Source organism: Pelagibius sp. CAU 1746 (assembly GCF_039839785.1).
In the GTDB taxonomy this organism is placed as follows: Bacteria; Pseudomonadota; Alphaproteobacteria; order Kiloniellales; family Kiloniellaceae; genus Pelagibius.
In genome coordinates this window covers 2,330,280-2,356,963 of record NZ_JBDOQT010000001.1, presented here as the reverse complement: position 1 = coordinate 2,356,963, position 26,684 = coordinate 2,330,280, and the positions used below count along the sequence as shown (strand labels likewise).

Annotated in this window: 24 protein-coding genes; 7 read left to right on the top strand and 17 right to left on the bottom strand. The window is 65.7% G+C overall.

Going from position 1 to position 26,684, the window contains the following annotated elements; genetic code table 11:
• Nucleotides 1-5: 5 nt before the first annotated feature.
• Nucleotides 6-1,895, top strand: coding sequence for a hypothetical protein (locus tag AAFN88_RS11150; RefSeq protein ID WP_347520382.1), 1,890 nt, complete (start codon nt 6-8; stop codon nt 1,893-1,895).
• 15 nt (nt 1,896-1,910) lie between these two features.
• Here the strand turns inward: AAFN88_RS11150 and AAFN88_RS11145 are convergent, their stop codons facing one another.
• Together AAFN88_RS11145 and fliI are read right to left on the bottom strand one after the other, a co-directional pair.
• A complete protein-coding gene (locus AAFN88_RS11145) occupies nt 1,911-2,342 on the bottom strand; it encodes a flagellar FliJ family protein (RefSeq protein WP_347520381.1) in 432 nt (143 codons plus the stop codon).
• 71 nt (nt 2,343-2,413) lie between these two features.
• A complete protein-coding gene (fliI, locus tag AAFN88_RS11140; RefSeq protein WP_347520380.1) occupies nt 2,414-3,955 on the bottom strand; it encodes a flagellar protein export ATPase FliI in 1,542 nt (513 codons plus the stop codon).
• Between the two features lie 246 nt (nt 3,956-4,201).
• Between fliI and ctrA the strand changes: the two genes are divergently transcribed.
• Nucleotides 4,202-4,921, top strand: a complete 720-nt coding sequence (gene ctrA, locus AAFN88_RS11135; protein ID WP_347520379.1) for a response regulator transcription factor CtrA — start codon at nt 4,202-4,204, stop codon at nt 4,919-4,921.
• 164 nt (nt 4,922-5,085) lie between these two features.
• On the opposite strand, the gene AAFN88_RS11130 is transcribed toward ctrA, so the two are convergent.
• The 5 genes from AAFN88_RS11130 to AAFN88_RS11110 form a co-directional block, all read right to left on the bottom strand.
• Nucleotides 5,086-5,928, bottom strand: coding sequence for a protein-glutamate O-methyltransferase CheR (locus AAFN88_RS11130; RefSeq protein ID WP_347520378.1), 843 nt, complete (start codon nt 5,926-5,928; stop codon nt 5,086-5,088).
• The gene (locus AAFN88_RS11125; RefSeq protein ID WP_347520377.1) at nt 5,925-7,061 is read right to left on the bottom strand and encodes a chemotaxis response regulator protein-glutamate methylesterase; all 1,137 of its coding nucleotides are present in this window, start codon (nt 7,059-7,061) and stop codon (nt 5,925-5,927) included. Before AAFN88_RS11125 ends, AAFN88_RS11130 begins: the two co-directional genes overlap by 4 nt.
• Entirely contained in the window at nt 7,061-7,426 is a 366-nt protein-coding gene (locus AAFN88_RS11120; RefSeq protein WP_347520376.1) for a response regulator, read from the bottom strand. Before AAFN88_RS11120 ends, AAFN88_RS11125 begins: the two co-directional genes overlap by 1 nt.
• Nucleotides 7,427-7,512: 86 nt before the next feature.
• Nucleotides 7,513-7,965, bottom strand: coding sequence for a chemotaxis protein CheW (locus tag AAFN88_RS11115; RefSeq protein ID WP_347521659.1), 453 nt, complete (start codon nt 7,963-7,965; stop codon nt 7,513-7,515).
• Nucleotides 7,966-8,003: 38 nt separating this feature from the next.
• Complete coding sequence (locus AAFN88_RS11110) at nt 8,004-10,874, bottom strand: chemotaxis protein CheW (protein ID WP_347520375.1); 2,871 nt, start codon at nt 10,872-10,874, stop codon at nt 8,004-8,006.
• 430 nt (nt 10,875-11,304) lie between these two features.
• Between AAFN88_RS11110 and AAFN88_RS11105 the strand changes: the two genes are divergently transcribed.
• Complete coding sequence (locus AAFN88_RS11105; RefSeq protein WP_347520374.1) at nt 11,305-13,053, top strand: iron ABC transporter permease; 1,749 nt, start codon at nt 11,305-11,307, stop codon at nt 13,051-13,053.
• Between the two features lie 15 nt (nt 13,054-13,068).
• Here the strand turns inward: AAFN88_RS11105 and AAFN88_RS11100 are convergent, their stop codons facing one another.
• Both AAFN88_RS11100 and AAFN88_RS11095 read right to left on the bottom strand, forming a co-directional pair.
• Nucleotides 13,069-13,308 carry a hypothetical protein gene (locus AAFN88_RS11100; protein WP_347520373.1) on the bottom strand — a complete coding sequence of 80 codons (240 nt, stop codon included), beginning with the start codon at nt 13,306-13,308 and terminating at the stop codon, nt 13,069-13,071.
• Nucleotides 13,309-13,549: 241 nt separating this feature from the next.
• Nucleotides 13,550-14,581 carry a Fe(3+) ABC transporter substrate-binding protein gene (locus AAFN88_RS11095; protein ID WP_347520372.1) on the bottom strand — a complete coding sequence of 344 codons (1,032 nt, stop codon included), beginning with the start codon at nt 14,579-14,581 and terminating at the stop codon, nt 13,550-13,552.
• A gap of 345 nt (nt 14,582-14,926) precedes the next feature.
• On the opposite strand from AAFN88_RS11095, the gene AAFN88_RS11090 reads away from it, so the two are divergent.
• Both AAFN88_RS11090 and AAFN88_RS11085 read left to right on the top strand, forming a co-directional pair.
• Complete coding sequence (locus tag AAFN88_RS11090; RefSeq protein WP_347520371.1) at nt 14,927-15,505, top strand: hypothetical protein; 579 nt, start codon at nt 14,927-14,929, stop codon at nt 15,503-15,505.
• A gap of 165 nt (nt 15,506-15,670) precedes the next feature.
• A complete protein-coding gene (locus AAFN88_RS11085) occupies nt 15,671-17,278 on the top strand; it encodes a methyl-accepting chemotaxis protein (protein WP_347520370.1) in 1,608 nt (535 codons plus the stop codon).
• Nucleotides 17,279-17,380: 102 nt separating this feature from the next.
• Here the strand turns inward: AAFN88_RS11085 and AAFN88_RS11080 are convergent, their stop codons facing one another.
• A complete protein-coding gene (locus AAFN88_RS11080) occupies nt 17,381-18,022 on the bottom strand; it encodes a histidine phosphotransferase family protein (protein WP_347520369.1) in 642 nt (213 codons plus the stop codon).
• 172 nt (nt 18,023-18,194) lie between these two features.
• On the opposite strand from AAFN88_RS11080, the gene AAFN88_RS11075 reads away from it, so the two are divergent.
• A complete protein-coding gene (locus AAFN88_RS11075) occupies nt 18,195-18,350 on the top strand; it encodes a DUF3553 domain-containing protein (protein ID WP_347521658.1) in 156 nt (51 codons plus the stop codon).
• Nucleotides 18,351-18,363: 13 nt separating this feature from the next.
• Nucleotides 18,364-19,581, top strand: coding sequence for an ankyrin repeat domain-containing protein (locus AAFN88_RS11070; RefSeq protein ID WP_347520368.1), 1,218 nt, complete (start codon nt 18,364-18,366; stop codon nt 19,579-19,581).
• Nucleotides 19,582-19,588: 7 nt separating this feature from the next.
• On the opposite strand, the gene AAFN88_RS11065 is transcribed toward AAFN88_RS11070, so the two are convergent.
• From AAFN88_RS11065 to AAFN88_RS11035, 7 genes are all read right to left on the bottom strand, one after another.
• Nucleotides 19,589-19,711: a hypothetical protein gene (locus AAFN88_RS11065; protein ID WP_347520367.1), complete on the bottom strand. Its 123-nt coding sequence runs from the start codon at nt 19,709-19,711 to the stop codon at nt 19,589-19,591.
• Nucleotides 19,712-19,782: 71 nt separating this feature from the next.
• Nucleotides 19,783-21,174 carry a c-type cytochrome gene (locus AAFN88_RS11060; RefSeq protein WP_347520366.1) on the bottom strand — a complete coding sequence of 464 codons (1,392 nt, stop codon included), beginning with the start codon at nt 21,172-21,174 and terminating at the stop codon, nt 19,783-19,785.
• Between the two features lie 121 nt (nt 21,175-21,295).
• Nucleotides 21,296-21,637, bottom strand: a complete 342-nt coding sequence (locus AAFN88_RS11055; protein ID WP_347520365.1) for a hypothetical protein — start codon at nt 21,635-21,637, stop codon at nt 21,296-21,298.
• An 8-nt stretch (nt 21,638-21,645) separates the two neighbouring features.
• Nucleotides 21,646-22,764, bottom strand: a complete 1,119-nt coding sequence (locus AAFN88_RS11050) for a formate dehydrogenase subunit gamma (RefSeq protein WP_347520364.1) — start codon at nt 22,762-22,764, stop codon at nt 21,646-21,648.
• A gap of 69 nt (nt 22,765-22,833) precedes the next feature.
• A complete protein-coding gene (locus AAFN88_RS11045) occupies nt 22,834-23,073 on the bottom strand; it encodes a hypothetical protein (protein ID WP_347520363.1) in 240 nt (79 codons plus the stop codon).
• 117 nt (nt 23,074-23,190) lie between these two features.
• Complete coding sequence (fdh3B, locus tag AAFN88_RS11040; protein ID WP_347520362.1) at nt 23,191-23,787, bottom strand: formate dehydrogenase FDH3 subunit beta; 597 nt, start codon at nt 23,785-23,787, stop codon at nt 23,191-23,193.
• A gap of 15 nt (nt 23,788-23,802) precedes the next feature.
• Nucleotides 23,803-26,670 (bottom strand): formate dehydrogenase subunit alpha, encoded by a 2,868-nt coding sequence (locus AAFN88_RS11035; protein WP_347520361.1) that lies wholly within the window; start codon nt 26,668-26,670, stop codon nt 23,803-23,805.
• Nucleotides 26,671-26,684: the final 14 nt, after the last annotated feature.

Genomic DNA, 26,684 nt, shown 5'->3' with positions numbered 1-26,684 from the left:
GCGGCATGAGCGATATCTTCGCGACCCTTGCCGCAGGAACGACGCGCCCGGCGTCCGCGACGGGCGGTGAAAGCGCCGTCCGCGTCGTCGATCCCTCCCCCGACCTCTCGCGCCTGGCAACGGGTGAAAGCCTGCGTGGCACCGTCGTCGGCAAGGATGAGCACGGGCACCTCCTGGTGCGCACGCGCGTCGGCGTTCTGCAGCTTGCGGCGACCCGTGCGCTGCCCGTCGGCAGCGAAGTCGTGCTGCAGGTGCGCAGCGTCGGGCCACAGGTGATGATAAACCTCCTCCTGTTGGACAGCGCTGGCGCGGCTGTGCCGAACGCCGGCGGCGGAGCGGTTCAGACGCTGCCGCCGGGCGCCGCGGCGGCGCAGACGCCCAGCACCCTGCCGGCCACTCCCCACGACCTTGTGCAGCCGGCCCAGGTGCTGCGCGGCGTCCTGCACGCCGCCCCGCCGGTGCCGCTGCTGGCCGGCCTGCCGACCGCGCAACCGGGCGCCGAACTGCTGGTGCGCATCCTGGCGCTGGGCGTCCAGTCGCAAACCGCCGCCACCGCACCCGGAGCACCGCCATCCGGTCCCCTCCCGCACCCGGCCGCCATACCTGCGACAGCTCCTGCCGCCGGTCAAGCAGCCGGCCAGATCCCGGGCCAGTCCGGCGGGCAAGCGGGCACCTCCGCAGCCCCGGCGGCTCCCCCGGGCACGCCGGCGACGGGGCCGACCGTCGGTCAAGCCGTCACCCCGGCCACAGGCGCGCCGCAGAGCCTGGCGCCCGGCAGCGCCACGCCGTCAAGCGCTTCGGCCCCAAGCGCTTCGGCCGCCGGCGCCGCCACCCCCGGCACCCCTGCCACAGGCAATACCACGGCGGGCCTGCGCCTGGCGCCACAGACCCCGGTCGCCAATTCCGGCCACTCCGTTGCCTCCGCTCTGCAAAACCTCTCGACCGAAGCCGCGGCCCGCGCCGCCGGCACCCCCAGCGGCCCCCAAGGGCGCCCTCAAGGCGCCCAGGCCCTCCCGGCCGGTCCCGGCGGCACCGCATCTCCTGCCGCAGCGGGCCTGCGCCTGACCGGCCTGGTCACGGCAACCACCAGCAGCGGCCAGCCCATCCTGCACACGCCGCTGGGGACACTCACCCTGGACACGCGCGCCGCCCTGCCGCCGGGCAGCAGCCTGGCGCTGCAGATCACCCTGCCCGCCGCCCTGCAGCCCGGTCAGGACACGCCGGCCGCCCGCGCCCTGGCCGCCGCCTGGCCCAGCCTGGAAGCGCTGGAGGAAGCGATCTTCCACGGGCTGCAGCCGGCGCAGGCGGAAGCCGTGACCCGAACCCTGCCCCAGGTCGGCCCGCGCCTCGCCTCCGGCATGCTGTTCTTCCTCTCGGCCCTGAACCAGGGCAACCTCGGCGGCTGGCTGGCGCCGGCCGCGGCCGCTGCAGAGCGCGCCGAGCACGGCGATCTTTTCGAGCGTCTGGGCCGCGAGTTCGCCGGCCTCAACCGCAGCATCGATACCCCGGCCGGCGAGTGGCGCTTCGTGAACCTGCCGCTGTGGAGCGAGCAGGGCCTGCGCGAGCTGCGCTGCTTCTTCCGCCACCAGCATCACGGCGGCGGCAAGGATGGGCAAGACGGCGACAAGGCCACCCGCTTCGTGCTGGAACTGGAACTGGAGCGTCACGGCGAGCTGCAGCTCGACGGACTGGTGCGGGCGCGCCGCTTCGACCTGCTGCTGCGCAGCCGCCGTCCCCTGCCCGCCCTGGTGCGAGGCGACCTCATGGCGCTTTTCGAGGAGGCCAACGCCATCGCCGGCTATACCGGCCAGCTCGTCTTCCAGGCTTCACCGGATTGGCTGCAGCTACTGGCGGCGCAGTCCGCCGGCCGGCCGCACGACGGGTTGAACGTCTGAGCTTAGATTTTCTCGCTAACTCTGGGCGGCTCCCGCCGCCTGGCGGCGGTGCAGGTCGATGCCCAGCTCGTCGGAAGCGTTCTGCTCTCTGCGCGACTGCTTCAAGGCCTCGCGGCGCTGGTGGTTGCCGTGCGCCGTCTCGTACTTCTTGAATTCCTGAAAGGCCTGAGCGATCTCGTCGCGGGCGAAGGCGATGGAGCGGTCGACCCCGGCGATCGATTCCTCGATCTTCTGGCGCCGGTCGATGGTGGCCTTTATGAAGGCCGGCAGGGAGATACTGGCGATCTCCGAGCGCTCGGCCGCGGCCTGCTCGCGGGCAAGCTCGGCTTGCAGCGCTTCGATGTTGCCCAGCAGCTTGGTCCGAAAACGTTCCAGTTCGGCAAGCTTCTGACGCTTCTCGTCCAGGTTCCAACGGTGCAGGCGCACCAACTGATCAAGGGCAGTCACCGCAAATCAACTCCTAACAAAATACCCGTTCTCGCGCCTGCGGGGCGTCACTCCCGCCACCGCACCGTCCTTCATTGTGCCTGGCCGGAAGCCACGGCTTTCGCCTGGGCCAGATTGAGCGCGGCGGCCATGCGGTCGCGGCGCTGCTCGAAACCCCGCTCGCCGGGCCGGCGTTCCTGGGCCTGAACGGCGTCGAGACCGCCTTCGGGCACCGCCGTTTGGGCCGCGGCCAATCCTTCCACCTCGATGTCTTCCCTGGCGGCTTGCGGCTGCGCGGCCTGAACGGCAACAGGATCGTCCATGCCGAGCAGACCGGCGAGCTGGCTGTAGCCTTCCGCCAGATGACTGATCTCGTCCTTCTTCTGGCCGAGGAAGGCCTCCAGGGCGTCGTTGTAGTGGATCGCCTCGTCGACCGCCGGATCGCTGCCTTGCTTATAGGCGCCGATGCGGATCAGTTCGGCCATGTTCTCATAAGTCGACAGCAGGTTGCGGGCCCGGTGGACCAGGGCGTTCTCGCCCTCGCTGTTACAGTCCGGCATGGTGCGCGAAACGCTGCGCAGCAGATTGATGGCCGGATAGCGGTTGCGCTCGGCCACCGCGCGCTCCAGGACGATATGGCCGTCCAGGATGCCGCGCACCGCGTCGGCGATGGGTTCGTTGTGGTCGTCGCCCTCCACCAGTACCGTGAAGAGGCCAGTGACCGAGCCGTCCTCGATGCCCGGGCCGGCTCGTTCCAGCAGGCGCGGCAATTCGGCAAAGACCGAGGGTGGATAGCCCTTGCTGGCCGGCGGCTCGCCGGCCGAGAGGCCGATCTCGCGCATCGCCATGGCGAAGCGTGTGACGGAGTCCATCAGGCAAAGAACGTCCTGGCCCTCGTCGCGGAAGCACTCGCTGAGCGCCATGGTGAGGTAGGCGGCCTGGCGGCGCATCAGCGGCGGCTCGTCGGAAGTGGCAACCACGACCACCGAACGGGCCAGGCCCTCCGGCCCCAGGTCGTCCTCCAGCCACTCCTGAACCTCGCGGCCGCGCTCGCCGATCAGGCCGATGACGTTCACGTCGGCCTCGGCGTAACGCGCCAGCATCGAAAGCAGCACGGACTTGCCGACGCCCGAACCGGCGAAGATGCCCATGCGCTGGCCGCGGCAGCAGGAGAGGAAAGTGTTGATGGCGCGCACGCCCAGATCGATCTTGCCGCCTAGGCGCTTGCGGCTGTGCGCTGGCGGCGGCGAGGCGCGCAGGCTGTAGGCGGCCGGCCCGTCGGGCAGCGGCCCCTTGCCGTCGATGGGCTCGCCGAGGGCGTTGACCACGCGACCCAGCCAGGCGCTGGAGGGCCGCACCAGCGGCTCGCTCTCCAAGACCTCCGCCTTGCAGCCAAGCCCGACCCCTTCCAGGGAGCCGAAGGGCAGCAGCAGGGCGCGGCGCTGGCGGAAGCCGATGACCTCGCAGATCACCCGGCGGTCCCCCTGGGCGTGAATGGCGCAGCGTGAGCCGATGGAAAGAGCCTGTTCGAGACCGGCGACTTCGACCAGCATGCCGAGCACGCCGGCAACGCGGCCATACAGGCGGTAATCCGCCAGCTGACCAATTTCCTTAACGACGGTGGAAACAACCATCCAGTAATTCGCCTGAGGCCCCCCGGTCCAAGAACAACGACCTTTCGAGGCAGTCTCCGGTATCGGCCTTAAGGTTGGGTAAAATTAAGAAAATCGGCAATCGGCACCGGGCCGCCGCAACCTCCGGACCGCTTGTTTGCCGCCAATCAACAATAATTAACGATGGTAAGAATTTATTAACAATGCTTCGGCAAAATGGTTAATAATCAAATCCCAGGGGAACCATACAGGCATTAGGTCACCACCATGAGAGTTCTGCTTGTCGAGGACGATACCGCCACAGCCCAAGGCATCGAGATGATGCTCCGGTCGGAAGGCTATGTGTGCGACACGACCGATATGGGCGAAGACGGCCTTGAGATCGGGAAACTCTACGACTACGACATCATCATTCTTGATCTGATGTTGCCGGACATGGACGGCTACGAGGTGCTGCGGCGCCTCCGCGCCGCCCGGGTCAAGACACCGATCCTGATCCTCTCGGGCCTCAGCGGCCTCGATGACAAGATCAAGGGCCTCGGCGTCGGCGCCGACGACTACCTGACCAAGCCGTTCGACAAGCGAGAGCTGGTCGCGCGCATCCAGGCCATCGTCCGCCGCTCCAAGGGCCATTCGGACTCGGTGATTTCGACCGGCAAGCTGACGGTCAACCTGGATACCCGCACCGTCGAGGTGGAAGGCCAGCCCCTCCACTTGACCGGCAAGGAATACGGGATCCTGGAGCTGTTGTCGCTGCGCAAGGGCACGACCCTGACCAAGGAGATGTTCCTCAACCATCTCTACGGCGGCATGGACGAGCCCGAACTGAAGATCATCGACGTCTTCGTCTGCAAGCTGCGCAAGAAACTGGCCAACGCGACCGGCGGCGACAACTACATCGAGACCGTCTGGGGCCGCGGCTACGTGCTGCGCGATCCGGTCAGCACCGACAGCGCCGAGCCCGCGAAGCACGCCGCCAACGCCTGAAACCGGCGGGGGTCCCCAGACAGGGGGACAGCTTCCGGCGCCGCCCGCAGGGGCTGGAACCAATCATAAAGAAGGCCGCTATCCAACTGGATTAGCGGCCTTTTTTACGATCTCAATGCAACGTCCGGGGGCGCGGCGGCGGCTCCGCGGGAAGCAGCCGGGACTCAGCCGACCTTGCGATCCAGGTTGGCGTTGCCGTTGGTCAGGCGGTAGATGCCCCGCTGGCCGGGAACCACCTCGAAGGACTCGGAAATGCCCAGCACCGTCTCGGCGCCCCCCAGATAGAGGTAGCCGTCGGCCGGCATGATCTGGGCGATGCGCGACAGCACCTGCCCCTTGGTGGTCTGGTCGAAGTAGATCAGCACATTGCGGCAGAACACCACATCGAAGGTGCCCAGCGCCGCGGGACTTTCCAGCAGGTTGAAGGGCCGGTAGGAGATCATTTTGCGGATCTCCTCGCTGATCCGCCACTTCTCGCCCTCCTGGGTGAAGTACTTCATCAGCAGTTGGATCGGCAGGCCGCGCTGAACCTCGAACTGGGAATAGAGACCTTCCTTGGCCTTGTTCAGGATCTCCGTGGAAAGGTCGGTGGCGACGATCTCGATCTTCCAGCCGGACAGCTTGGCCGCCTGCTCCTTCAGGATCATGGCCAGAGTATAGGGCTCCTGCCCGCTGGAGCAGGCGGCGCTCCAGATGCGAATCTGCTTGCGCGCGGCACGCGCCTCCAGCAGATGCGGCAGGACGATCTCCCTGAACTGGTCGAAGGGCCGGTTGTCGCGGAAGAAGAAGGACTCGTTGGTCGTCATGGCCTCGGTGACGTCGACCAGCAGGCGCTCGTCCTTGTTGCTCCGCAGGGCGGCGATCAGCGGATCGAAGCCGTCCAGGCTCCATTTCCGCGCGACGGGATTCAAGCGGCTTTCCAGGAGATAGGCCTTCTCCTGGGTGATCACCAGGCCCGAGCGCTGATAGAGCAACTGGGCAATAAACTCGAAATCGTTCACATTCATGCCGCTGACCTCATGACCAACTTGCGGACGCTGGGGCCGATCTCCTTGATCGGCAGAACGGCCGAACACAGACCGCTCGTGGCGACAGCTCCCGGCATGCCCCAAACAACGCTGGTGGCTTCATCCTGAGCGATGACCGTTCCACCGGCCTCGACCACCTCGACGGCCCCCTTCTTCCCGTCCGACCCCATTCCCGTCAGGATGATGGTCAGCAGGTCGGAGCCGTAAATCTTCGACAAACTGCGCAGCATCGGATCGACCGCCGGCCGGCAGAAGTTTTCAGGCGGGTCCTGATTCAGACGAATGATGCTGTCGACACCCTTGCGTTCCACCACCATGTGGTAGTTGCCGGGGGCGAGATAAATTTGCCCGCCGACGATCTTGTCACCATCCTTTGCCTCGGCGCAGGGCACGCCCGTGGCGCGGCCGATGTGCTCGGCCAGCAGGGTGGTGAAGGTCGCCGGCATGTGCTGAGTGATCAGGATAGGCAGCTTGACCGCCGCCGCCATGTCGCGCAGCACTTCCAGAAGCGCCTGCGGCCCCCCGGTCGAGCTGCCGATGGCGATGAGCCGCGGCAAGGCCGGCGAGGCCTTCCGCAATTCGATCTTGCGTACGGCCGGCGCAGGCATGGGGCTCTTGCTGGCGACGGGCCGTGCGACGACCGGCCGGTTTGCCGGCCGCGCCGCTGCCGCCAGGCCCTTGACTTTCTCCGTCAGCTCACGCTGAAACGCATCTTTGGAGGTGAGCTCGCTGGTCGAGCTCGGCTTCGGCAGATAGTCCGCCGCGCCTGCCTGAAGGGCGCGCAGGCTGACTTCCGCGTTCTTCCGGGTGAGGGTCGACGCCATGACCACCTGCACGCCGGGCTTCTTCTCAAGAAGCTTGGGCAGCGCTGTCAGGCCGTCCATCACCGGCATCTCGATATCGAGGATGATGACCTCGATGTCATGACGATCCAGGGTCTTTACTGCAATTTCGCCATTGCCCACGGAGGCGACGACCTTGATGCTGGGGTCTTCTTCCAGCGACCGGGTCAGCAGGCCGCGAATGACCGCCGAATCGTCTACCACCATCACGCGGTAGGGATCGCCCGATCTTCCATCGGCGCCGCCAGGGGCGGACTTGCTTTCTGGCATCAGATGAGACCTACCTGGACGAATTTCGACTCAATGATGTCGCTATCGAAGGGCTTCATGATGTACTCGTTGGCCCCGGCCTCTATGGCCTTCTTGATATGCTCCATGTCGTTCTCGGTCGTGCAGAACACCACAACCGGCTGATCGACATCCTGCATGGCCCGCAGCTCCTGCAGGAACTCCAGGCCGTTCTTGACGGGCATGTTCCAGTCGAGCAGCACCGCATCCGGCATGTTGCGCTGGCAGGCTTCAATCGCCTTCTGGCCATCCTCGGCCTCGTCGGTCGCGAAGCTAAGACCTTCAAGGATCTTGCGCGCTACCATGCGCACCACCTTCGAGTCATCGACGATCAGACATGACTTCATTTTCATGCTCCAGCTAACATCCCGACTGGCTGTCCCTTTGGCCCTTTCGGTCGCTTCCAGCCGGCCCCCAAAGTATGCGCGCGGCCTCAGGCCGCCTGAACGCGGTCGTAGTCCAGCAGCCTGTTCACGTCGAGGACCACCAGAAGCTGGCCGTCCAGCCGGTAGATGCCCAACGAGTAATCCCGAAACTTCGGATCCAGGGTCGGCGGATTGCGTTCCCAGGCGGAGCTCTTCAACGCCAGCACCTCGCCGACCGAATCGACCATCAGGCTATAGAGCTCGCCCTCGTGCTCGGCGACGATGCTCATGGAAGCCTTACGATCGCGCGGCGGCAGGCCGAGACGCAGACGCACGTCCATCGCCGTCACGATACGGCCGCGCAGGTTCAGGGAACCGGCAATCTCGGGCGGCGCCAGCGGGATGCGGGTGATGTTGTGCGAACTGAGGACGTCCTGAACCTTCAGCACGGGGATGCCGAACAACTGGTCCGCAATGGTAAAGGTTACGAAGTCTTCCGTATCCGCGAAGGCATCCGTCATCGGCGAGCGTTCCGCCGCGCCTTCGTCTTTAGGGCCGCTCATGCCGCACCTCTCAGTTCAGACAGGGTATCGTGTAGGGTGTTCAACAAGGCATCGCGGTCGGTCTTGGCGACGTAGTCCTTGAAGCCGGCCTCGCGGCCCCGCGCCAGGTCGCTCGGGTTGGAGAAGCTGGAGAGCGCGACGATCGGCGTCTCGGCCCAGCGGGTCTCCGCCGTGACCTTGCGGGCGAACTCGAAGCCGTTCATGCCCGGCATCTCGATGTCGGAGATGATGACGTCGAAGTCCTCTCCGGCCTCGCAGAGCTCCAATGCCGCGTCGGCCGACTCGACGCAGACCACTTCATATCCCGCGACCGTCAGCAGGGGCTGCAGAAGGTTGCGGAAGAAGGGGCTGTCATCGACGACCAGAAGACGGCGGCCGCGACCGTCGCCGTCCAGGGTCTCCCGGTCGGCCTGGAACCAATCGTGGAACGCCAGGGTCAGATAATAACCGGCGTCGATGATATCGGTCGCCTTGCTGTCGATCACCGCCGTGCCGACATAGCCTTCGCGCTCGGAAGACAGCTCGATATTCATGCGGCCTTCGACGATATCGACGATCTCCTGGACCACCAGGCCCATGGTGCGGCTGCGATCGGCGAAGACGAGGACCGGCTGGCGGCCTTCGGATTCCAGCTTTTGAGCGGAGTCCATCATCACCAGCGGCATCAGCTGGCCGCGGTACTGCACCACATACTGGCCGTTCGAGAACTCGACCTTCTGCAGGTCGATTTCCTCGAGCCGCGCCACCAGGGCCAGCGGCACCGCCTTGGGCGTGTCGTCCACCGCGCGGAAGATGAGCATCGCCACGCTGTCGGAACTGCTCGCCACGTGACGGCCCTTGGCGTCGTCCTCGGCGCCCTCGGCCACCGAGATTTCGCCGGTGGCCGCCGCGATGCCGTTGGGATCGAGGATCATCACGACGCTGCCGTCGCCCAGAATGGTATTGCCGGAGAAGAGTTGGATGTTGCGCAGGATCGGCGCCACGGGCTTGACCACGATTTCCTCGGTATCGAAGACGCGGTCGACGATGATGCCCATGGAGTAGTTGCCAATCTGGGCCACGACGATAAAGACCTCCTCGTCGTCCGCGCCCTTGGCTTCGGGCGCCCCGGCTTCCTCGACCAGCTTCGGCCCCGCCTTGGCGGAGTCCTTCGGCGCCTCGGCGCCCCCGGCCTCCATGGCCTGCTCGGTCTCGGCGACCGGGGCCGGCAATGCGTCCTTGGCGGCCTTGGCGGTGTTCTCACCGTCCAGCTTCAGCAGATGGCGCAGATTAACCAGCGGCAGCAGGCGGTTGCGCAGGCGCAGCACCGGGGTGCCGTTGATGCGCTCGATGGTGTGCTCGGTGTGCGCAGAAGCCCGTACCAGCTCGACCACCGAGAGCTGCGGGATGGCGAAGCGCTCGGAAGCGCACTCGACGATCAGCGCGGAGACGATGGCCAGGGTCAGCGGAATCTTGATGACGAACTTGGTTCCCCGCCCTTCGACCGAAGTCAGCTCGATGGTGCCGCCGATCTTCTCGATGTTCGTGCGCACCACGTCCATGCCGACGCCGCGGCCGGAGACGGAGGTCACCGCCGCCGCCGTGGAGAAGCCGGCCTTGAAGATGAACTGCTGGATCTGCTGCTCGCTCATCTGGTCCAGCTCGGTCTCGCTGGCCAGGCCGTTGTCGAGGCACTTCTGCCTGATCTTGTCGACCGAGAGACCTTTGCCGTCGTCGGCGATCTCGATGATGATATGGCCGCCTTCGTGGAAGGCGTTCAGAGTGACCGTGCCGGATTCCGGCTTGCCCGCCTTCAGGCGTTCGGCCGGAATTTCCAGGCCATGGTCCGCCGAGTTGCGCACCATGTGAGTGAGCGGATCCTTGATCAGCTCCAGCACCTGGCGGTCCAGTTCGGTCTCGGCGCCCTTCATCACCAGGTCGATCTTCTTGTCGAGCTCGTGCGCCAGGTCGCGGACGATGCGGGGCAGCTTGGCCCAGGCATTTCCGATCGGCTGCATCCGCGTGGCCATCACGCCTTCCTGCAGCTCGGAGACCACATGGTTCAGGCGCTGCAGCGGCGCGGCGAACTCGCTCTCGTTCTGGCTACGCAGAATCTGCAGTAGCTGGTTACGGGTCAGCACCAGCTCGGAGACCATGGTCATGAGGTTCTCGAGCACATCGACGTTGACGCGCAGCGACTGGTTGGCGACCGAGCCTTCCTTCTTGGCATCGGCGGCGGCCGGCTCCTTGTCGGCCTGCTTCGGTGCGGCGTCCTTCTTGGGCGCAGCCTCTTTCTTCGGCTCCTCCGCCTTCACCGGCTCCGGCTCGGCTTCCGCCTCGGCGGCTTCCTGGGCCGCCTTCTCGGCCGCCAGCTCGGCCGGGCCCTTGGCGTTCTGGAACGCCAGCTCCAGCTCGTCGAGCGTCACGTCGCCGCTGCCGCTCTCCTCGGCGGGCGCCTCTTCGGCGGCCGGCGCTTCGTCTGCGGCCGGCGCGGCTTCGGCCGCGGCACCGCCGCCGTCGGCGAAGGCGTTTAGACGTGCGATCAGATCGGAATCGTCACCTTCCGGCTCCGCCTCGGTCGCTTCCAGCTGCTCCAGCAGGGCACGGATATTGTCGAGGCATTCCAGGATCAAGGTGACCGCTTCGGGGGTGACCTCCAACTCGCCGTCGCGCAGCTTGCCCAGCACGTTCTCGCCGGCATGCGCGACGCTCTCCAGGCGGGGCAGCCCCAGGAAACCGCAGGTCCCCTTGATGGTGTGCATCAGCCGGAAGATGTTCCCCAAGAGATCCTTGTCGTTGGGGTTCTGCTCGAGCTGAACCAGCTCGACATCGAGTTCCGCGAGGCTCTCGTTGGTCTCGGTCAAAAATTCGCTTAGAAGATCATCCATCGCCACAGTCCTACTCTTTGCCCGAAAAGGCGGACGCTTAGCCCGGGGCGATCAACGCTGTTAACCAAGGCCCCCGAATTGACGCAGAACAGTGCCAAACATAGATTAAGAAGCCCTTACTTAACTCCTGGGAACCGCAGGGGAATTGCCGCATAGAGGGGATTTTCATCAAAACCGGAAAGGCGCAATGACCGGCAAGAACGTCCCGCCAAAGCAGCTCTTCAAGCCCATGAAACTGAACTATGTGAGTAGCCTGACCACGGAGAAGATCGTCGCTTCGCCAGACCCCGCTTCACCGCCGCCCCTTAACTCAAATCCTGTTCCGCCGGGCGGCGCGCGTTGCCTCTTCGCCTTGCCGGAGAGGGCGAGATGTGAGACAGGACCAGGAATGACGACATTCCGCCCAACCCTGCCGGCAGCGGTGGCCTGAGTGCCCAGCGATCCGCCTCTCCCCGCGCCGCTGTCTCCGGCCGGTCCGCTCGATCCGCGGCCCGGTCGGCGGCCGTATGGCGACCGGAGCGGACGGCGGCGCCCCTGGAGCCCGCTCACCTGGCTCTCGGTCGCGGTCGCCGGGCTGTTCCTCATTCCAGTGGTCAGCGTGCTCTTCAGCCTGACCCAATCGGGCGGCGGCACCTGGAGCCACCTGGCCAACACGGTTCTGCCCCGTTACCTCTTCAACACGGCGGTCCTGATCGGCGGCGTCGGCATCGGCGTACCGGTGCTGGGGGCTGGAACCGCCTGGCTGGTCACCATGTGCCGCTTTCCAGGGCGCCGCGTCTTCGAATGGGCGCTGATCCTGCCCCTGGCGGTCCCCGCCTACGTCATGGCCTATGCCTATACGGATTTCCTGCAGCCCGCGGGCCCGGTGCAGAGCCTGTTGCGGGAATTCACGGGCCTCACCTACCGGGAATACTGGTTTCCCGAGATCAGGTCGCTGGGCGGCGCAGTCGCCATGCTGACCCTGGTGCTCTATCCCTATGCCTACATGCTGTCGCGCACGGCCTTTCTCGACCAGTCGGTCTGCGCACTGGACGTCAGCCGTACGCTGGGCTGCGGCCCCTGGGCCACCTTCTTCCGCGTCGCGCTGCCGCTGGCCCGGCCGGCGATCATCGCGGGCACCGCGCTGGCCCTGATGGAGACGCTGGCCGACTTCGGCACCGTGTCCTTCTTTGGCGTGCCCAACTTCACCACCGGGATCGTGCGCGCCTGGATCTCCTTCGGCGACCGCACCACCGCAGGCCAGCTTTCCTCGATCCTGCTGATTTTCGTCTTCCTGGTGATGCTGCTGGAAATGCAGAGCCGCGGCCGGGCGCGCTTCCACCACGCAACAGACCGCTATCAGCAACTGCCGGGAAACCGCTTGAAAGGTCTGAGCGCCCTCGGCGCCTTCCTGGCCTGCTTCCTACCGCTATTCCTCGGCTTCCTGCTGCCGGCAGGCATCCTCATGACTATGGCGCTGACGGCCGGCGACCAGCAGTTCGGCGAGCGCTATCTCGAACTCGTGGGCAACAGCGTCATTCTGGCGGTCGTCACCGCGGTCCTCGCCGTCGGCCTGGCGACCCTCATGGCCTATGGCCGCCGCCTGCAGGGGGGTGCGGTGGTGCAGACCGCCAACCGTCTGGCGGCCCTGGGGTACGCGATCCCGGGCACCATCATCGCCGTTGGCGTCCTGGTGCCCTTCGCCGCCTTCGACAATGCCCTGGACGCTTGGCTGCGCGCCACCCTGGGCATCTCCAGCGGCCTGCTGCTGACCGGCAGCATCGCCGCCCTGGTCTTCGCCTATCTCGTCCGCTTTCTGGCGGTGTCGCTGAACACCGTAGAGTCCGGCCTGGGCAAGATCCGTCCTTCCATGGACGACGCCGCCCGCGCCCTGGGCGTGCGGCCTCTCGGCGCCCTGGCGCGGGTCCACGCGCCGATGATGTGGCCCTCGCTGCTGACCGCCGGCCTGGTGGTCTTCGTCGACGTGATGAAGGAACTGCCGGCCACTCTGGTGATGCGGCCCTTCAACTTCGATACCCTCGCGGTGCAGGCGCACAACTTCGCCGCCGACGAGCGCCTGACCGAGGCGGCGACACCGGCGCTGACGATTGTTGCGGTCGGCATTCCGCCGGTCATCCTGTTGAGCCGGGCCATCGCCCGCGGGCGGCCCGGCGCGCGCGCCCGGCGGCTGCGCCGCTAAAGCAGCCGGCGCGGTCTAGTTGCCTTTCGGCTTCTTGCCGCCCTTGCTTTCTTTTGCCGCCTCGGCCTTCTCGGCGCCCTGGCCGACCTTCTTCACGCACTCGTCCTTGGCCTTGGGATCTGCCAGCTTCTTGCACTCCTCAAGCTGCGCTTTGATTTCCGCGTCCGACTTGGCGAATGCGGTTGTGGCCAGGAAGCCTCCCGAGAGGCCCAAAGCCGCCGCAACAACGGCGGCAGCAATCACATTCCTCGACATATAGAACCCTCCTGCGAACTACGAGAAGACCCCCGGGACGACAGGACAATCCACTATGTAAAGGGTGGCTTCAGGGCCTGCGGTTTGGCAATTGCAAATGCCGCCTGCATAGGTCGCAGCCGTGCGGCGACAACCACCAAACCAGGACGCGAAAGGCTGCCGCGCCCTGCCCCTGGGCAAGAAAAAAGCCCGCGGAACCGGTCGGGTCCCGCGGGCTCGAAGGCTTCACGACGCCGTCGGATCAGTTCCAGCCGACGCTGTCGAAGATCATCTGCGCCTTCGCCTGGTTGGTGCCGTAGACCGAGACGTTCACGGGATCGAGCTTGAAGTCGCCGAGTTCCTGCAACGCCTCGTTGGGCGCAACCCCCTCCACGATCGGATACTCGTTGTTGCCGTCGGCGAAGTACCGCTGGGCCTGCGGGCTGGCGAGATACTCCATGAACTTCACCGCGGCCTCTTTGTGCGGAGCGTGCTTCAGCACGCCGGCAGCGGAGATGTTCACATGAGTGCCGCGGTTCTCCTGATTGGGAAAGACCCAGCCAATCTTGTCGGCCAGTCCCTTGTCCTTGTCGCCGGGGTTGGTCATCAGGCGGACGAAGTAATAGGAATTGGCCACGGCGACCTCGCACTCGCCGGCGCCCAGACCGCGCAGCTGATCGGTGTCGCCGCCCACCGGCTTGCGGGCGAAGTTGTCGACCACCCCCTGAGCCCAGGCGCGGGCAGCCTCCTCGCCATCCGCCGCGATGATCGAACTGAGCAGCGACTGATTGTAGACGTTGGAGCTGCTGCGGATGCAGACCTTGCCCTTCCACTTGGGGTCGGCGAGGTCTTCATAGTCCTTGATCTCACCCGGCTGGACCGCCGCCTTGCTGTAGTAGATCAACCGCGCGCGGGCCGAAAATCCGTACCACAGGCCATCGGGGTGGCGCAGGTTCTCCGGCACCGCCGCGGCCAGCGCCTCTGAAACGACCGGCTGGAACAGACCCGCTTCCTCGGCGCGCCAGATGCGCCCCACGTCGACCGTCAGAAAAACGTCGGCAGGACTGTTCTGGCCTTCGCTCTTGATACGCTCGATCAGGGCATCTCCCTTGCCTTCGATGCGATTGATCTCGATCCCCGTCAGTTCGGTGAAACCCGCGTAGAGCGCTTCGTCGGTCTGGTAATGGCGCGAGGAATAGAGATTGAGCACTTCCTGCGCCTGGGCCGGCAGCCCGCTTGCCAGCACGGCAACACTGATCGCAGTCCCAAGGACCGCGCGCCGGCATAAGTTCATCGTTTACCTCCTTGATTTTCCTGAGCGTCCACTCCCGAAGCATCGGGCTGGCGTGGCTCCGTTCCCGGCCATTCGGTTATGGTCCAGCGGCAACAGTTATTGCAAATCATTCGCATTGTCAAGTGGCCTCGCGGCGCGAGCCCCGGCGGGAAGCGGAGGGTGCTCAACACACCGGGAGGTTGGCCCTCACCCCGAACAACTCCTGCGTGAGATCTCGATAACTTCCAAGACCGTAAATCGGCAAAAGTAACCTTAAGTTAAACCGGATGGGCTAATGATCCCTGCTTTGGAAAGGCGAGCGCGGCAGCGAGCGTCTGTATGAGGAACTCTATTGGAGCCAACAACATGTCACTTATGAAGGGAATTGTGTCCGGCCTCGCGGGTACGCTGCTCGCCACGGCTGCTTGGGCAAGCGAGGCGCACGTCGCCCCGGCCACCGATTTCGCCAAGAACACGGTCAAGCAGTGGGTCTCCAGCGCCACCGTGATCGAAGCCGTCAAGGCGCAGAACGCCAAGCATGCCGGTCTCAGCCAGGCCGACATCGACAACATGGACAAGGACTGGCGCTCCCAGACCGACGCCGGCAGCAAGCCGATGATCGACGCCGTCCTCGGCAACGCCCTGTCTTCCTTCCTGCGCCAGCAGAAGGACAGCTCCCAGGGCCTGGTGACCGAAGTCTTCGTGATGGACAACCGCGGCCTGAACGTCGGCCAGAGCGACGTCACCTCCGACTACTGGCAGGGCGACGAAGCCAAGTGGCAGAAGACCTACAGCGCCGGTCCGGACGCCATCTTCGTCGACGAGGTGGAGATGGACGAGTCGACCCAGACCTTCCAGTCCCAGGTCTCCATGTCGATCGTCGACCCGGCCTCCGGCGAGGTCATCGGCGCCATTACCGTCGGCATCAACGTCGACGCGCTGTAAGTTTCGCCGGGACCGTTGCGGTCCCTGCGAGTAGTGAGATTATCCGTCCAGGCAAGACGCCTGTAAGGGGTGGATTTGATGAGCAAACCTCAGAAACCGCAATCTTCGAAGACCGCGAAAGCCGGTCTTTCACGGATGAGCCTGGGCGGATTTTCTCGCCTTTCCGTGGCCCGTAAAGTCATTCTGACCGCCGCGACCACGGCAACACTGATCCTGGTGGCCCTGGTGGCCATCAGTATCGGCCAGACCACCAAGCTTGCCCTCGCCACCGGCGAGGCCGGCTTCGCGACCATGACCCGCCTGATCGCCAACAACGCGGCCGGCGGCATCCGTTGGAACAAGCCCGACGCCATCGAGACGGCCTATATCGACTTCGCGACCGCCGAAGACTCGGTGATCGCCAACGTCGTGGCGCTGAACAAGGATGGCGAGGAGCTTATCCGCTTCAATCATCCATCGCTGACCCAGGCCGACATGAACGCCTTCATCGGCGAAGCCAAGGGGGCATCGGAGCGTCATTTCCAGAGGCTGGAGAACCATGTTCTTATCTCCAGCCCCGCCCTCAATCCCAAGGACGGCTCCTTCATCGGCACGGTGATCATCGCCTGGTCGATCGAAGGGCTGAACGGCAGCATTCAATCCGCCGCTATGCAGCAGGGCATCATTTCGGTCGGTGCCCTGGTGATTCTGATCGGCCTGCTCGGTTTCGTCACCAGCCGCCTGATCGGCAAGCCGCTGGCGATGATGACCACCACCATGGGCAAGCTGGCCGATGGCGACACCTCCGTCGAAGTGCCCGCCATGGACCGCCACGACGACATTGGCGCCATGGCGCGGACGGTCGAGACCTTCAAAACCAACGCCATCGAGCTGGAACGCTCGACCGCGGCCCGCGAGGCCGAGAAGGCCAAGGCCGAGGAAGAGAAGCGTCAGGCCATGCAGAAGCTGGCCGACGAGTTCGAGTCCAGCGTGCGCGGCGTGGTGGACAATGTCACCAGCGCCTCAGGCCAGGTGCAGACGACGGCTCAGTCGATGTCCCAAACTGCCGAGCAGACCAGCCAGAAGACCGCTGCCGTCGCGGCCGCCACCGACCAGGCCGCCAACAACGTGCAGACGGTCGCCAGCGCCGCCGAGCAGCTCACCGCCTCGATCCAGGAGATCGGCCGCCAGGTGGCGCAGTCGACGAAGATCGCCAGCGATGCGGCGGATCAGGCCCGCACCACCAACCAGGAGGTCGGCGCCCTGGCCGACGCCGCCCAGAAGATCGGCGACGTCGTCACCATGATCCAGGACATTGCCGAGCAGACCAACCTGCTGGCCCTCAACGCCACCATCGAGGCGGCGCGGGCGGGCGAGGCCGGCAAGGGCTTCGCCGTCGTGGCCTCGGAGGTCAAGCAACTGGCGACCCAGACGGCCAAGGCCACCGAGCAGATCGGCCAGCAGATCAACGAGATCCAGAACGCCACGGGCGGCGCGGTCGACGCCATCGCCAAGATCACCTCGACCATCGAGGAAGTTCACGGCATCGCCAACGGCATCGCCGCGGCGGTCGAGGAACAGAGCTCGGCGACGGAAGAAATCTCCCGCAACGTGCAGGAAGCCTCGGCCAGCACCAGCGAAGTCTCCGCCAACATCGGCGACGTGACCTCGGCGGCGGCTCAGTCCGGCGATTCCGCCAAGACCATGCTGACCGCCGCCAACGAGCTGGCCGAGCAGTCGAAGAGCCTCAGCAATCAGGTCGACCACTTCCTCGCCAACATCCGCGTGAGCTGAGCTTCCGGATAGGGACGAGGCAAGGAAAAGACGCCGGCAGCGCTTCTGGGCACTGCCGGCGTCTTGCTGTCTGCCCTGCCCTCTCCCGCCAACCGCGGCGGGTCAGCCCGCCAGCTTCACGCTGAACCGCACACTGTCGCCGGCCGGTGTCTCGATTTCCAGGTCGCTTCCCAGCCGCCGGGCGATAAGGCGAGTGAAATACCCATGCACGCCGCGCGGGCTGAGCTCCTCCAGATCGACGTCCTCCTGCAGGCCGGCGAGGGATTCCGGCCGCAGGTGGGCGTCCTGGCCCTTAGCCGTCACCGCGCAGTCGATGCCCTGCGGGCCTGGCGAAATCTCTACGCTCAAGGTGCCGCCGCGGGGGAGCGCTTCGTGGCCCAAGGCGATCATGTTGAGCACCAGCTTGGCGATCCCGTCAGGAGCCCCCTCAGGCGCCTGGAGCAGCGTCCAGTCCAGCTTGGTGCGCGAGGTTTCCAGCAAGGCGGCGGCCAGGTCGCGCAGCGGCGTGTAGTCCGGGCCGACGCGCGCGCCGGCCATGCCGTAGGCCAGGCGAAAGTACTGTAGGATAGTCGATGCCTGCCGTGCGGAGTTGGTGGTCAGCTGCATGGCGTCGTCGGCCATTCCGAATTCGTCGTCCGACAGCAATTCCAGCCCGTTGCCGATGGCCCCGATCGGGCCCACCAGATCATGGCACAGGCGCGAAGCCAGAAGCTCCGCAACACGCACGTCAATCTTCAAGTCCATCAGCCTGCAATCCCCAAGATAGTCCTGAATGGCCCGGCATTTCCGCAGCCCACGCTTCCTTATACACTAAGCGGCAAGCTACACTAAAGGCGTAGGCGAAACCGGAGACCCATAGCATGCGGAAATCGGGAAGACGGCGGCCGTGAGCACCACTCACCACCTGGCGCCGGGCATGCTCGTCCGACACCCGACCCAGCCCGACTGGGGCCTGGGGCAGATCCAATCGGTGATCGACGGGCGCGTCACCGTCAATTTCGAGCATGCCGGCAAGCTGCTGATCATCGCCTCGCAGGTGGAACTGGAAGTCGTTGCCGACGATGCCCACTAGAATAGCCGGCGCCATGCCGCCGACAGCCCTCCCCTTCCTTTCGCCCGCCGCCCTGCGCCATACCCTGCTGCCGCTACTGCTGCTGATCTGGTCGTCCCAGACCGCTCCACTGGGCGCCCAGCCGGCGCCGGACCGGCCGGTGGCCGACCAGGCACTGCACCAGGCGGCGCGCAGCAACGACGTGGAGCTGGCGGGCTTCGCCTTGGAGCGGGGCGCCGATCCGGAAGCCCGCGACCAGCTCGGCAATACGCCGCTGCACGTCACCGCCATGTACGGCAGCCCGGCCGTGACGGAACTGCTGCTGACCCGCGGCGCCGACCCCGCGGCGGCGACGCCGGACGATAGCTGGACCGCCCTCCACTACGCCGCTTACGAGGGCTACGACCGGGTTGCCGAACTGCTCGTCAAGGCGGGCGCGCCGCTCGACGCGCGGGAGAAGGACCACGGCAACACGCCGCTGCACATTGCCGCACGGCGGCTCAAGCGGCCGGTGCTGGCAGTCCTCCTGGCCGCCGGCGCCGAGGTCGACGCCCGCGACGAAGCCGACGGCAACACCGCGCTGATCGACGCCGCATTCGATCCGCTCGGCACGCCCCTGGTGGCGGAGCTTCTGGCGGCCGGGGCCGATCCCAACCTGGCGGCGGCGGACGGCACCACAGCGTTGATGGCGGCGACCCGCGCCGGCGCGGAAGGCGGCTTCCAGTTGCTGCTGGCGGCCGGCGCCGACGCCGGGGCGCGCCGCCGCGACGGCCGCTCGGCCCTGCACATCGCCGCCGGGCACGGCCATACCAAGCTGCTGCGCGACCTGCTGGACAGCGGCCTACCCGCCGACCAGCAGGCCTCCGAAGGAGAGACGGCCCTGGGTGAAGCGATCGAAGCCGCGCAGGTCGATACCGTGATCGCTCTGCTGGATGCGGGCGCCGACCCCAACCGGCCGGGGCGCGGCGGCCGTCCGCCGGTGGTGCTGGCGGCGGCGGCAGGCCAGGCCGGAGCGCTCTATGTCCTGTTGAACAGCGGCGCCGACCCCGACGCCCGCGAAGTCGAGACCGGCAACACCGCGTTGATGATGGCGGCCAACCGGGCCCGCCTGGAGGAAGTGAAACTGCTGCTCCAGGCCGGCGCCGACCCGAACCTCGCGGCCAAGGACGGTTGGACCGCCCTCACCGCCGCCGAGATGATCGGCGACAGCGAGATCGTGGAGCTGCTGCGCCTGGCCGGCGCGCCCGAGTAATCGGTGGCTATAGGCGGACGTTGGAGGTCGAGTAGACGTCCGCGGCCTTCATCGGCATGCTCGACAGCACCACCGCCCCAAGAACGGCGATCAGGATAGCCGCAACGGCACCCGCAATGATCGATTTCATAGTCCTGCAATCCTCAACAAAGATGGTCTCCGATGTCCCCGCACAGCGGGCGGCCTGCCTCGGGCCGCCCTTCACTGGGCGGAGGTGATGCTCTTCAGGTAGCTGATCAGGTCTTCGCGGTCTTTTGCCGAAGGCATACGCTGAAGCGGCATCTTGCTGCCCGGCGTGAAGGCATCAGGTCCCTCGGCGAAAAGCCGGTCGATGGTCTCTTCGGTCCACACAAGGCTGCTATGGCTGAGGGCATCGGAGTAGTTGTAACCCTCGATGGTCCCCGCGCGCCGGCCAAAGACTCCATACAGCGTTGGCCCGGCGCGATTGCCGCCATCGGCCGTAACGGTGTGGCAGGCCACGCACTTGCGGAACAGCTTGGCGCCGCGCCCGTCGGCCTTCCCCGCCGCCGCGGCCGCTTCAGGCAAGGCCGCGACGTCCTCGGAAGCGCCGACTTCGCTGCGGGTCTCCATGTCCCAGATGCGGGTCACGGCGTCCGCCCCGGCGGAAAGCAGTCGCTTGCCGTCGGGGGTGAACGTCAGCGACCAGACCGGCTGGCGATGGCCGTAGAGCGAGGCGATGATGCGGCGTTCCCCGATGTTCCAAAGGTTGATCGTGCCATCGACGCCCCCGGACGCGGCCAGACCGCCGTCCGGCGACACCGCCACCGCGAAAACCGGACCTTCGTGCCCGCGCAGCACGGCCAGTTCCTCGCCGCTGCTCAGATCCCAGAGGCGCACCGTCTCATCGACGGAGGCCGAAAGCGCCTGCCGGCCATCCGGCAGGAAGGCGACGGCGTTAACGCCGAAGTCGTGGCCCTCCATAAGGCGCAGCAGCCGTGGCGCGCCGCCGTCCTCCGGCAACTCGTAATAGCGCAGCACGGAATCGTAGCTGCCGGCCAACAGCCCATGACCGTCAGGCGAGAACGCCACAGCGTTCACGTTGCTGCGGAAGTCGTCGAGCGAGTTGAGCTGCTTCAGGCCGATCAAATCCCACAGCCGCACCGTGCGGTCCCACCCGGCGGAGGCCGCCAGGCGGCCGTCGGGCGAGACGGCCACCCCCGCCACTTTGCCCGCGTGGCCGGTGAAGACATGCAGCAGCTTGCTGGTTTCCAGGTCCCAGAGGCGGAGAGTCCCGTCGTCGCTGGCGGAGAGCGCCTTACGGCCACCCTCCAGCAGCGCCACGGCATTGACCGCGCCGTCGTGGTCGTCCAACACCTCCAGTGCTTCCTGACTGTCCAGATTCCAGAGGATGACGCTGTAATCGAAACTGGCGGACACCGCCCGGCGACCGTCGGGCGTGACGGCGATGCCCTTCACGAAGCCGCCATGGCCGCGTAATTCCGCCTCGGCGGGCACGGCACTCCAGGCCGCCGCCAGGCAAACCGCGGCCAGAGCCAGCCGCAGAGGAAAACACAGCGGCCACCGCCCGGCGGCGGGCTGCGCTTTAGTCGATTTCGAAGGGCAGTCGATCAACGGGCTGACCTATCTTCTTTACCAGGGGCCGACCATGGCGCGAGCGATCCGCTCGCTTTCCGCCACCCCGGTACCCCGCAGCGCGGGCTCGACCGGACTTGCCGGCTCCGCCCCCGCGCCCTCACCTTTCGCCGCCGGGTGGAAGCGGCGGCAAGGTGTATCCGCTGGCATGGTGCCTGAAGGAGGAAACCAGTTCGCCGCTCTGCTGGTCAACGGCCAGGAGATGTACCTGGAAAGCGCCGTTGCTGTTGCCGCCGGGCCGCATGACCGTCAACAGCCATACCTTGCGTCCGTCCAGCTCTCCGGCGCGAACCTTCAGGACCTGGACCCCATAGGCCTCGGAGATGCTCTTGGCGGCGGCCTCTTGGCTGACCGCGGCCTCGGCGGAGGACGGCAAGGGCACAGCCGCCAGTACGCCGGCACAGGCAAACGCGAAGAAAAGACTACGGCACCACCCGATCATGGAACCCCCTATTCAGCCGGTTGTTGCGCCTCCGGGCCGCTGCGCACCTCCTTCACCCAGAGGGCGTGGTGCTCCTTGGCCCAGTTGAGGTCCACCTGGCCGCTGCCCATCGCTTCGAAGGCGCCTTCCATGCCCAGGGACCCGATGTAGATGTGGCCGATGATGATGGCGATGAGAATCAAGGCCACCACGCCGTGCCAAAGCTGCGAAAGCTGCATTTCCTGCATCATGGTCAGGTCGGTCGGCAGGCCGAAGCCAAAGATGTTCAGCACCTCGAAAGTGCCGGCGAAGAAAGAGAACTGGAACGGGAAGAGCAGCGCGACGCCGGAAAGACTGATCGAGACGCCCCCCAGGATGACCGACCAGAAGATCAGCTTCTGCCCGGCATTGAACTTGCCTGCCGGAGGATGCACGCCCTTCTTGAACAGGCCGCCACCGACCGCCAGCCAGTGCAGGTCCTGCTTCTTGGGGATGTTCCGCCCGACCCAGAGGAAGAAGATCATCACCACGCCGACCATGAAGGCGAAGGACAGGAAGTTGTGGGCGTACTTACCCGCGATGGTGATCGCGGCGAAGATGTCCGGGCCGAGGATCGGCAGCAGCACATGGCGGCCGTAGAGGATGTTAAGGCCGGTCAGCGCCAGGACGATGAAGGAAATGGCGGTGATCCAGTGCGCCGTGCGCTCGATCATGTTGAACCGCTCGATGGTCGATCCGCTGGGGCCTGCATCGATCCGGATGCGCCCGCGCACGGCAAAGAACACGGCGATCACGGCGACGATACCAAGCATCGCCCAAGCGCCGTAGACCGTCACCGGGCCGTTGCGCACCGCGCGCCAGTTGTCGCCTTCCGACTGGATCAACTGACCTGCCTGCGCATTGGGGATGGAAACCGAACCAGCCTCGCCGCGGCGGATCGCGCGCCAGAACTCGCTGTCGGCGGTATTGCCCAGAACGTTACCGGGAACGTTGCCCGCCGTCGGGCTCTCACTGGGCGTCTGGTCGGCGCTCTGCGCCCAGGCGGAGGTCGCAGGAAGCGACATCGCCGCGGCGGCGGCCAGCAGCAGCAGGGTGCCGAACATAAGGGAAAAGACATTGCGCCGTGTGCGCAAGACGGAGGCGGTCATGGTATTTCCTCTCACCGGGCTACTTCTCTTCATCGTCTGGGAGCAATGAAAGGGGATGCCGTTATCGGGTCAGCCGCCGCTCTGCAGCGTCGCGCGGGAGCGCAGTTCGTCGCGTCGCTCCTCGCTCAGCTCGCTGTCGGCCTTGCCGAGATAGGTGCCCTTCTCGTAGCGCAGCACGCGCCCCTGCTCGGACTCGTCACAGCCCGCCAGAGCCAGGACAAGGGTAGCACCGGCGGCGACAGGTATCAGCTTGTGCAGGATCATCGGGATTTCTACCTCCAATCGAGGCAACAAGAACAAACGGGTCATGGTTAATATTTCCTTACGGACTCCAGACCCCAAGGGGAAAGAGGGGCGGCGCCAAGCGCCGCCCCCATTCCATATCGGGGCGCAGGATCGCTCCCGATTACTCCGACCGAATCGGGCTCAAGAGCCCGATTTCTGGTCGTAGGCCGTCCCCCAGCCCCAGGCGCCCGACCCGAACCCGCGGGCGACGACGCGCTCGCGGTAGATGTCGGACACCACATCGCCGTCGCCGGCGAGCAGGGCCTTGGTCGAGCACATCTCCGCGCAAAGCGGCAGCTTGCCCTCGGCCAGACGGTTGCGCCCGTACTTCTGGAACTCGGCCGCGGAGTTGTCCTCCTCGGGACCGCCGGAGCAGAAGGTGCACTTGTCCATCTTACCGCGGCTGCCGAAGTTGCCGGCCTGCGGATACTGCGGCGCGCCGAAAGGACAGGCGTAGAAGCAGTAGCCGCAGCCGATGCAGAGATCCTTGGAGTGCAGCACCACACCGTCTTCGGTCTGGTAGAAGCAGTCCACCGGGCAGACGGCCATGCAGGGCGCGTCGGAACAGTGCATGCAGGCCACGGAGATGGACCGCTCACCGGGCTTGCCATCATTGATGGTCACCACCCGGCGCCGGTTCACGCCCCAAGGCACCTCATGCTCGTTCTTGCACGCCGTGACGCAGGCATTGCACTCGATGCAACGCTCGGCGTCGCAGAGGAATTTCATTCGTGCCATGATTCAACTCCTCCCTTAAGCCGGCTCGACACGGCAGAGCGTGACTTTGGTTTCCTGCATGTTGGTCACCGAGTCATACCCGTATGTCTGTGCCGTGTTGCTGGCTTCACCGAGTACGTAAGGATCGGCGCCCTTCGGATACTTGTGGCGCTGATCCTCACCTTGCCAATGACCGCCGAAGTGGAACGGCATGAATGCCACGCCGCGCCCGACACGCTCGGTCACCATTGCTTTGACCTTGACCTTCGCGCCCTCGGGGCTGTGTACCCAGACCATTTCGCCGTCGCGCACGCCGCTGTTGTTGGCGTCCACGGGGTTGATCTCGACGAACATGTCCTGCTGCAACTCGGCCAGCCAAGGGTTGGACCGGGATTCTTCGCCGCCGCCCTCATATTCGACCAGACGGCCGGACGTGAGAATGGTCGGGAAGTCGCCCGAGAAATCCTTGTCCTGGATCGACTTGTAGAGGATCGGCAAGCGATACATCTTGCGATCGTCGTAGGTCGGGTAGTCGGCCACCAGATCGCGCCGCGGCGTGTAGAGCGGCTCGCGGTGCAGCGGCACCGGATCCGGGAAGTTCCACACCACGGTACGTGCCTTGGCATTGCCGAAGGGGGCGCAGCCGTGCTTGATGGCGACGCGCTGGATACCGCCCGAAAGGTCGATCTTCCAGTTGGTCTTGTCGCCGGCGACGGCCTCGATGGACGAACGCTCCTCGTCGGTCAGATCCTTGTCCCAGCCCAGCTTCTTCAGCATGGCCATGGTGAACTCGGGATAACCGTCCTGGATCTCCGAGCCGACCGGGTAGGACCCTTCGGCGAGAAGGTTGTCGCCGTCGCGCTCCACGCCGAAACGCGCGCGGAAGCAGAGACCGCCCTCGGCGACCGGCTTCGACGGATCGTAGAGGACCGGGGTGCCCGGATGACCCATCTCCGCCGTGCCCCAGCAGGGCCACGGCAGGCCGTAGTAGTCGCCGTCGGCAGGACCACCGCGGGCCTGCAACGAGGTCTTGTCGAAGGTCTGCTGGTTCGCCATGTGGGTCTTCAGGCGCTCCGGCGACTGTCCGGTGTAGCCGATGGTCCACATGCCGCGATTGATCTCGCGCAGCACGTCCTCGACCAGCGGAACATTGTTCTCGACCTTGATGTTCTTGAACATCTCGTCCGCGAAACCGAGCTTCTTGGCGAAGAGATACATGATCTCGTGGTCGACCTTGGACTCAAAGAGCGGGTCGAAGACCTTGTCGCGCCACTGCAGCGAGCGGTTGGACGCGGTCACGGAGCCATAGGTCTCGAACTGCGTGGCCGCCGGCAGCAGGTAGGTGCCGTCCTTGCGGTCGTTCATCACCGCCGCCATCGTCGGATAGGGGTCGACGATGACCAGGAGGTCCAGCTTCTCCATCGCCTTCTTCATGTCGGGCAGACGGGTCTGCGAGTTCGCCGCGTGCCCCCAGAAGACCATGGCCCGGAGGTTGTCCGGCTGGTCGATGTTTTCCTTCGCCTCCAAGGCAAGGTCGAACCAGCGCGACACCGGCACGCCGGCCTTCTCCATGAAGTCCTTGCTGACGAAACGGCCCTGCAGCCACTCGTAGTCGATATCCCAGACCCGCGACCAATGCTTCCAGGCGCCGGCCGAAAGACCGTAGTAGCCCGGCAGGGTGTGGCAGAGCACGCCCAGATCGGTCGCGCCCTGAACGTTGTCGTGGCCGCGGTAGATGTTGGTGCCGCCGCCGCTGGTCCCGATCACGCCGAGGGAGAGACCGAGGATGCAGTAGGCCCGGGTGTTGTTGTTGCCGTTGGTATGCTGGGTGCCGCCCATGCACCAGATGATGGTGAAGGGGCGGTTGTTGGCCAGCGTCCGCGCAACGCGCTTCAACTGCGAGCCCGGCACGCCGGTGACACGCTCGGTTTCCTCGGGCGTCCACTTAGCGACTTCGGCCTTGATCTGGTCCATGCCCCAGACGCGCTGGCGGATGAACTCCTTGTCCTCCCAGCCGTTCTCGAAAACATGCCAGAGGATACCCCAGATCAGCGCCACGTCGGTGCCGGGGCGGAACCGCACGTATTCATCGGCATGCGCCGCGGTGCGCGTGAAGCGCGGGTCGCAGACGATGAAGGGCGCGTTGTTCTGCTCCTTGGCCTTCAGCATGTGCTGCATGGCGACGGGGTGGGCTTCGGCCGGGTTGCCGCCGATCTGGAAGATGGCGCGCGAGTTGTGGATGTCGTTGTAGCTGTTCGTCATCGCGCCGTAGCCCCAGGTGTTCGCAACACCCGCGACCGTGGTCGAGTGACAGATACGCGCCTGGTGGTCGCCGTTGTTCGACCCCCAGAAAGCGTAGAACTTGCGGAAAAGATAGGCCTGCTCGTTGCTGTGCTTCGCGGAGCCCAGCCAGTAGACGGAATCGGGGCCGGAGCTCTGGTAGATCTCCAGCATCTTGTCGCCGATTTCATCGATCGCCTGTTCCCAGGTAATCTTGGTCCACTTGCCGTCAACCAACTTGGTCGGATGCTTCAGGCGGCGTTCGCCGTGCGCGTGCTCACGCACCGAGGCGCCCTTGGCGCAGTGCGAGCCGAGGTTGAAGGGGCTGTCCCAGCCGGGCTCCTGCCCGACCCAGACGCCGTCTTGAACTTCGGCCATGACCGTGCAGCCCACGGAGCAATGCGTGCACACGGACTTGACGATCTTCACGTTGCCTGTCGCCGCTGAGGCCGCTTCGGCCTTCTTGACCATCCCGAGCGGAACCGACGCCGCGGCGATACCGCCAGCGGTCAATCCGGATCGTTTCAGGAAGGTACGGCGGTCAATGGCGCTACCGGCACCGCCGGCTACCGCCTTTGACAAACGGGGGCCATTCGCAACCCCATTCGTCCTTTTGGTAAGCATTGACCTCTCCCTAA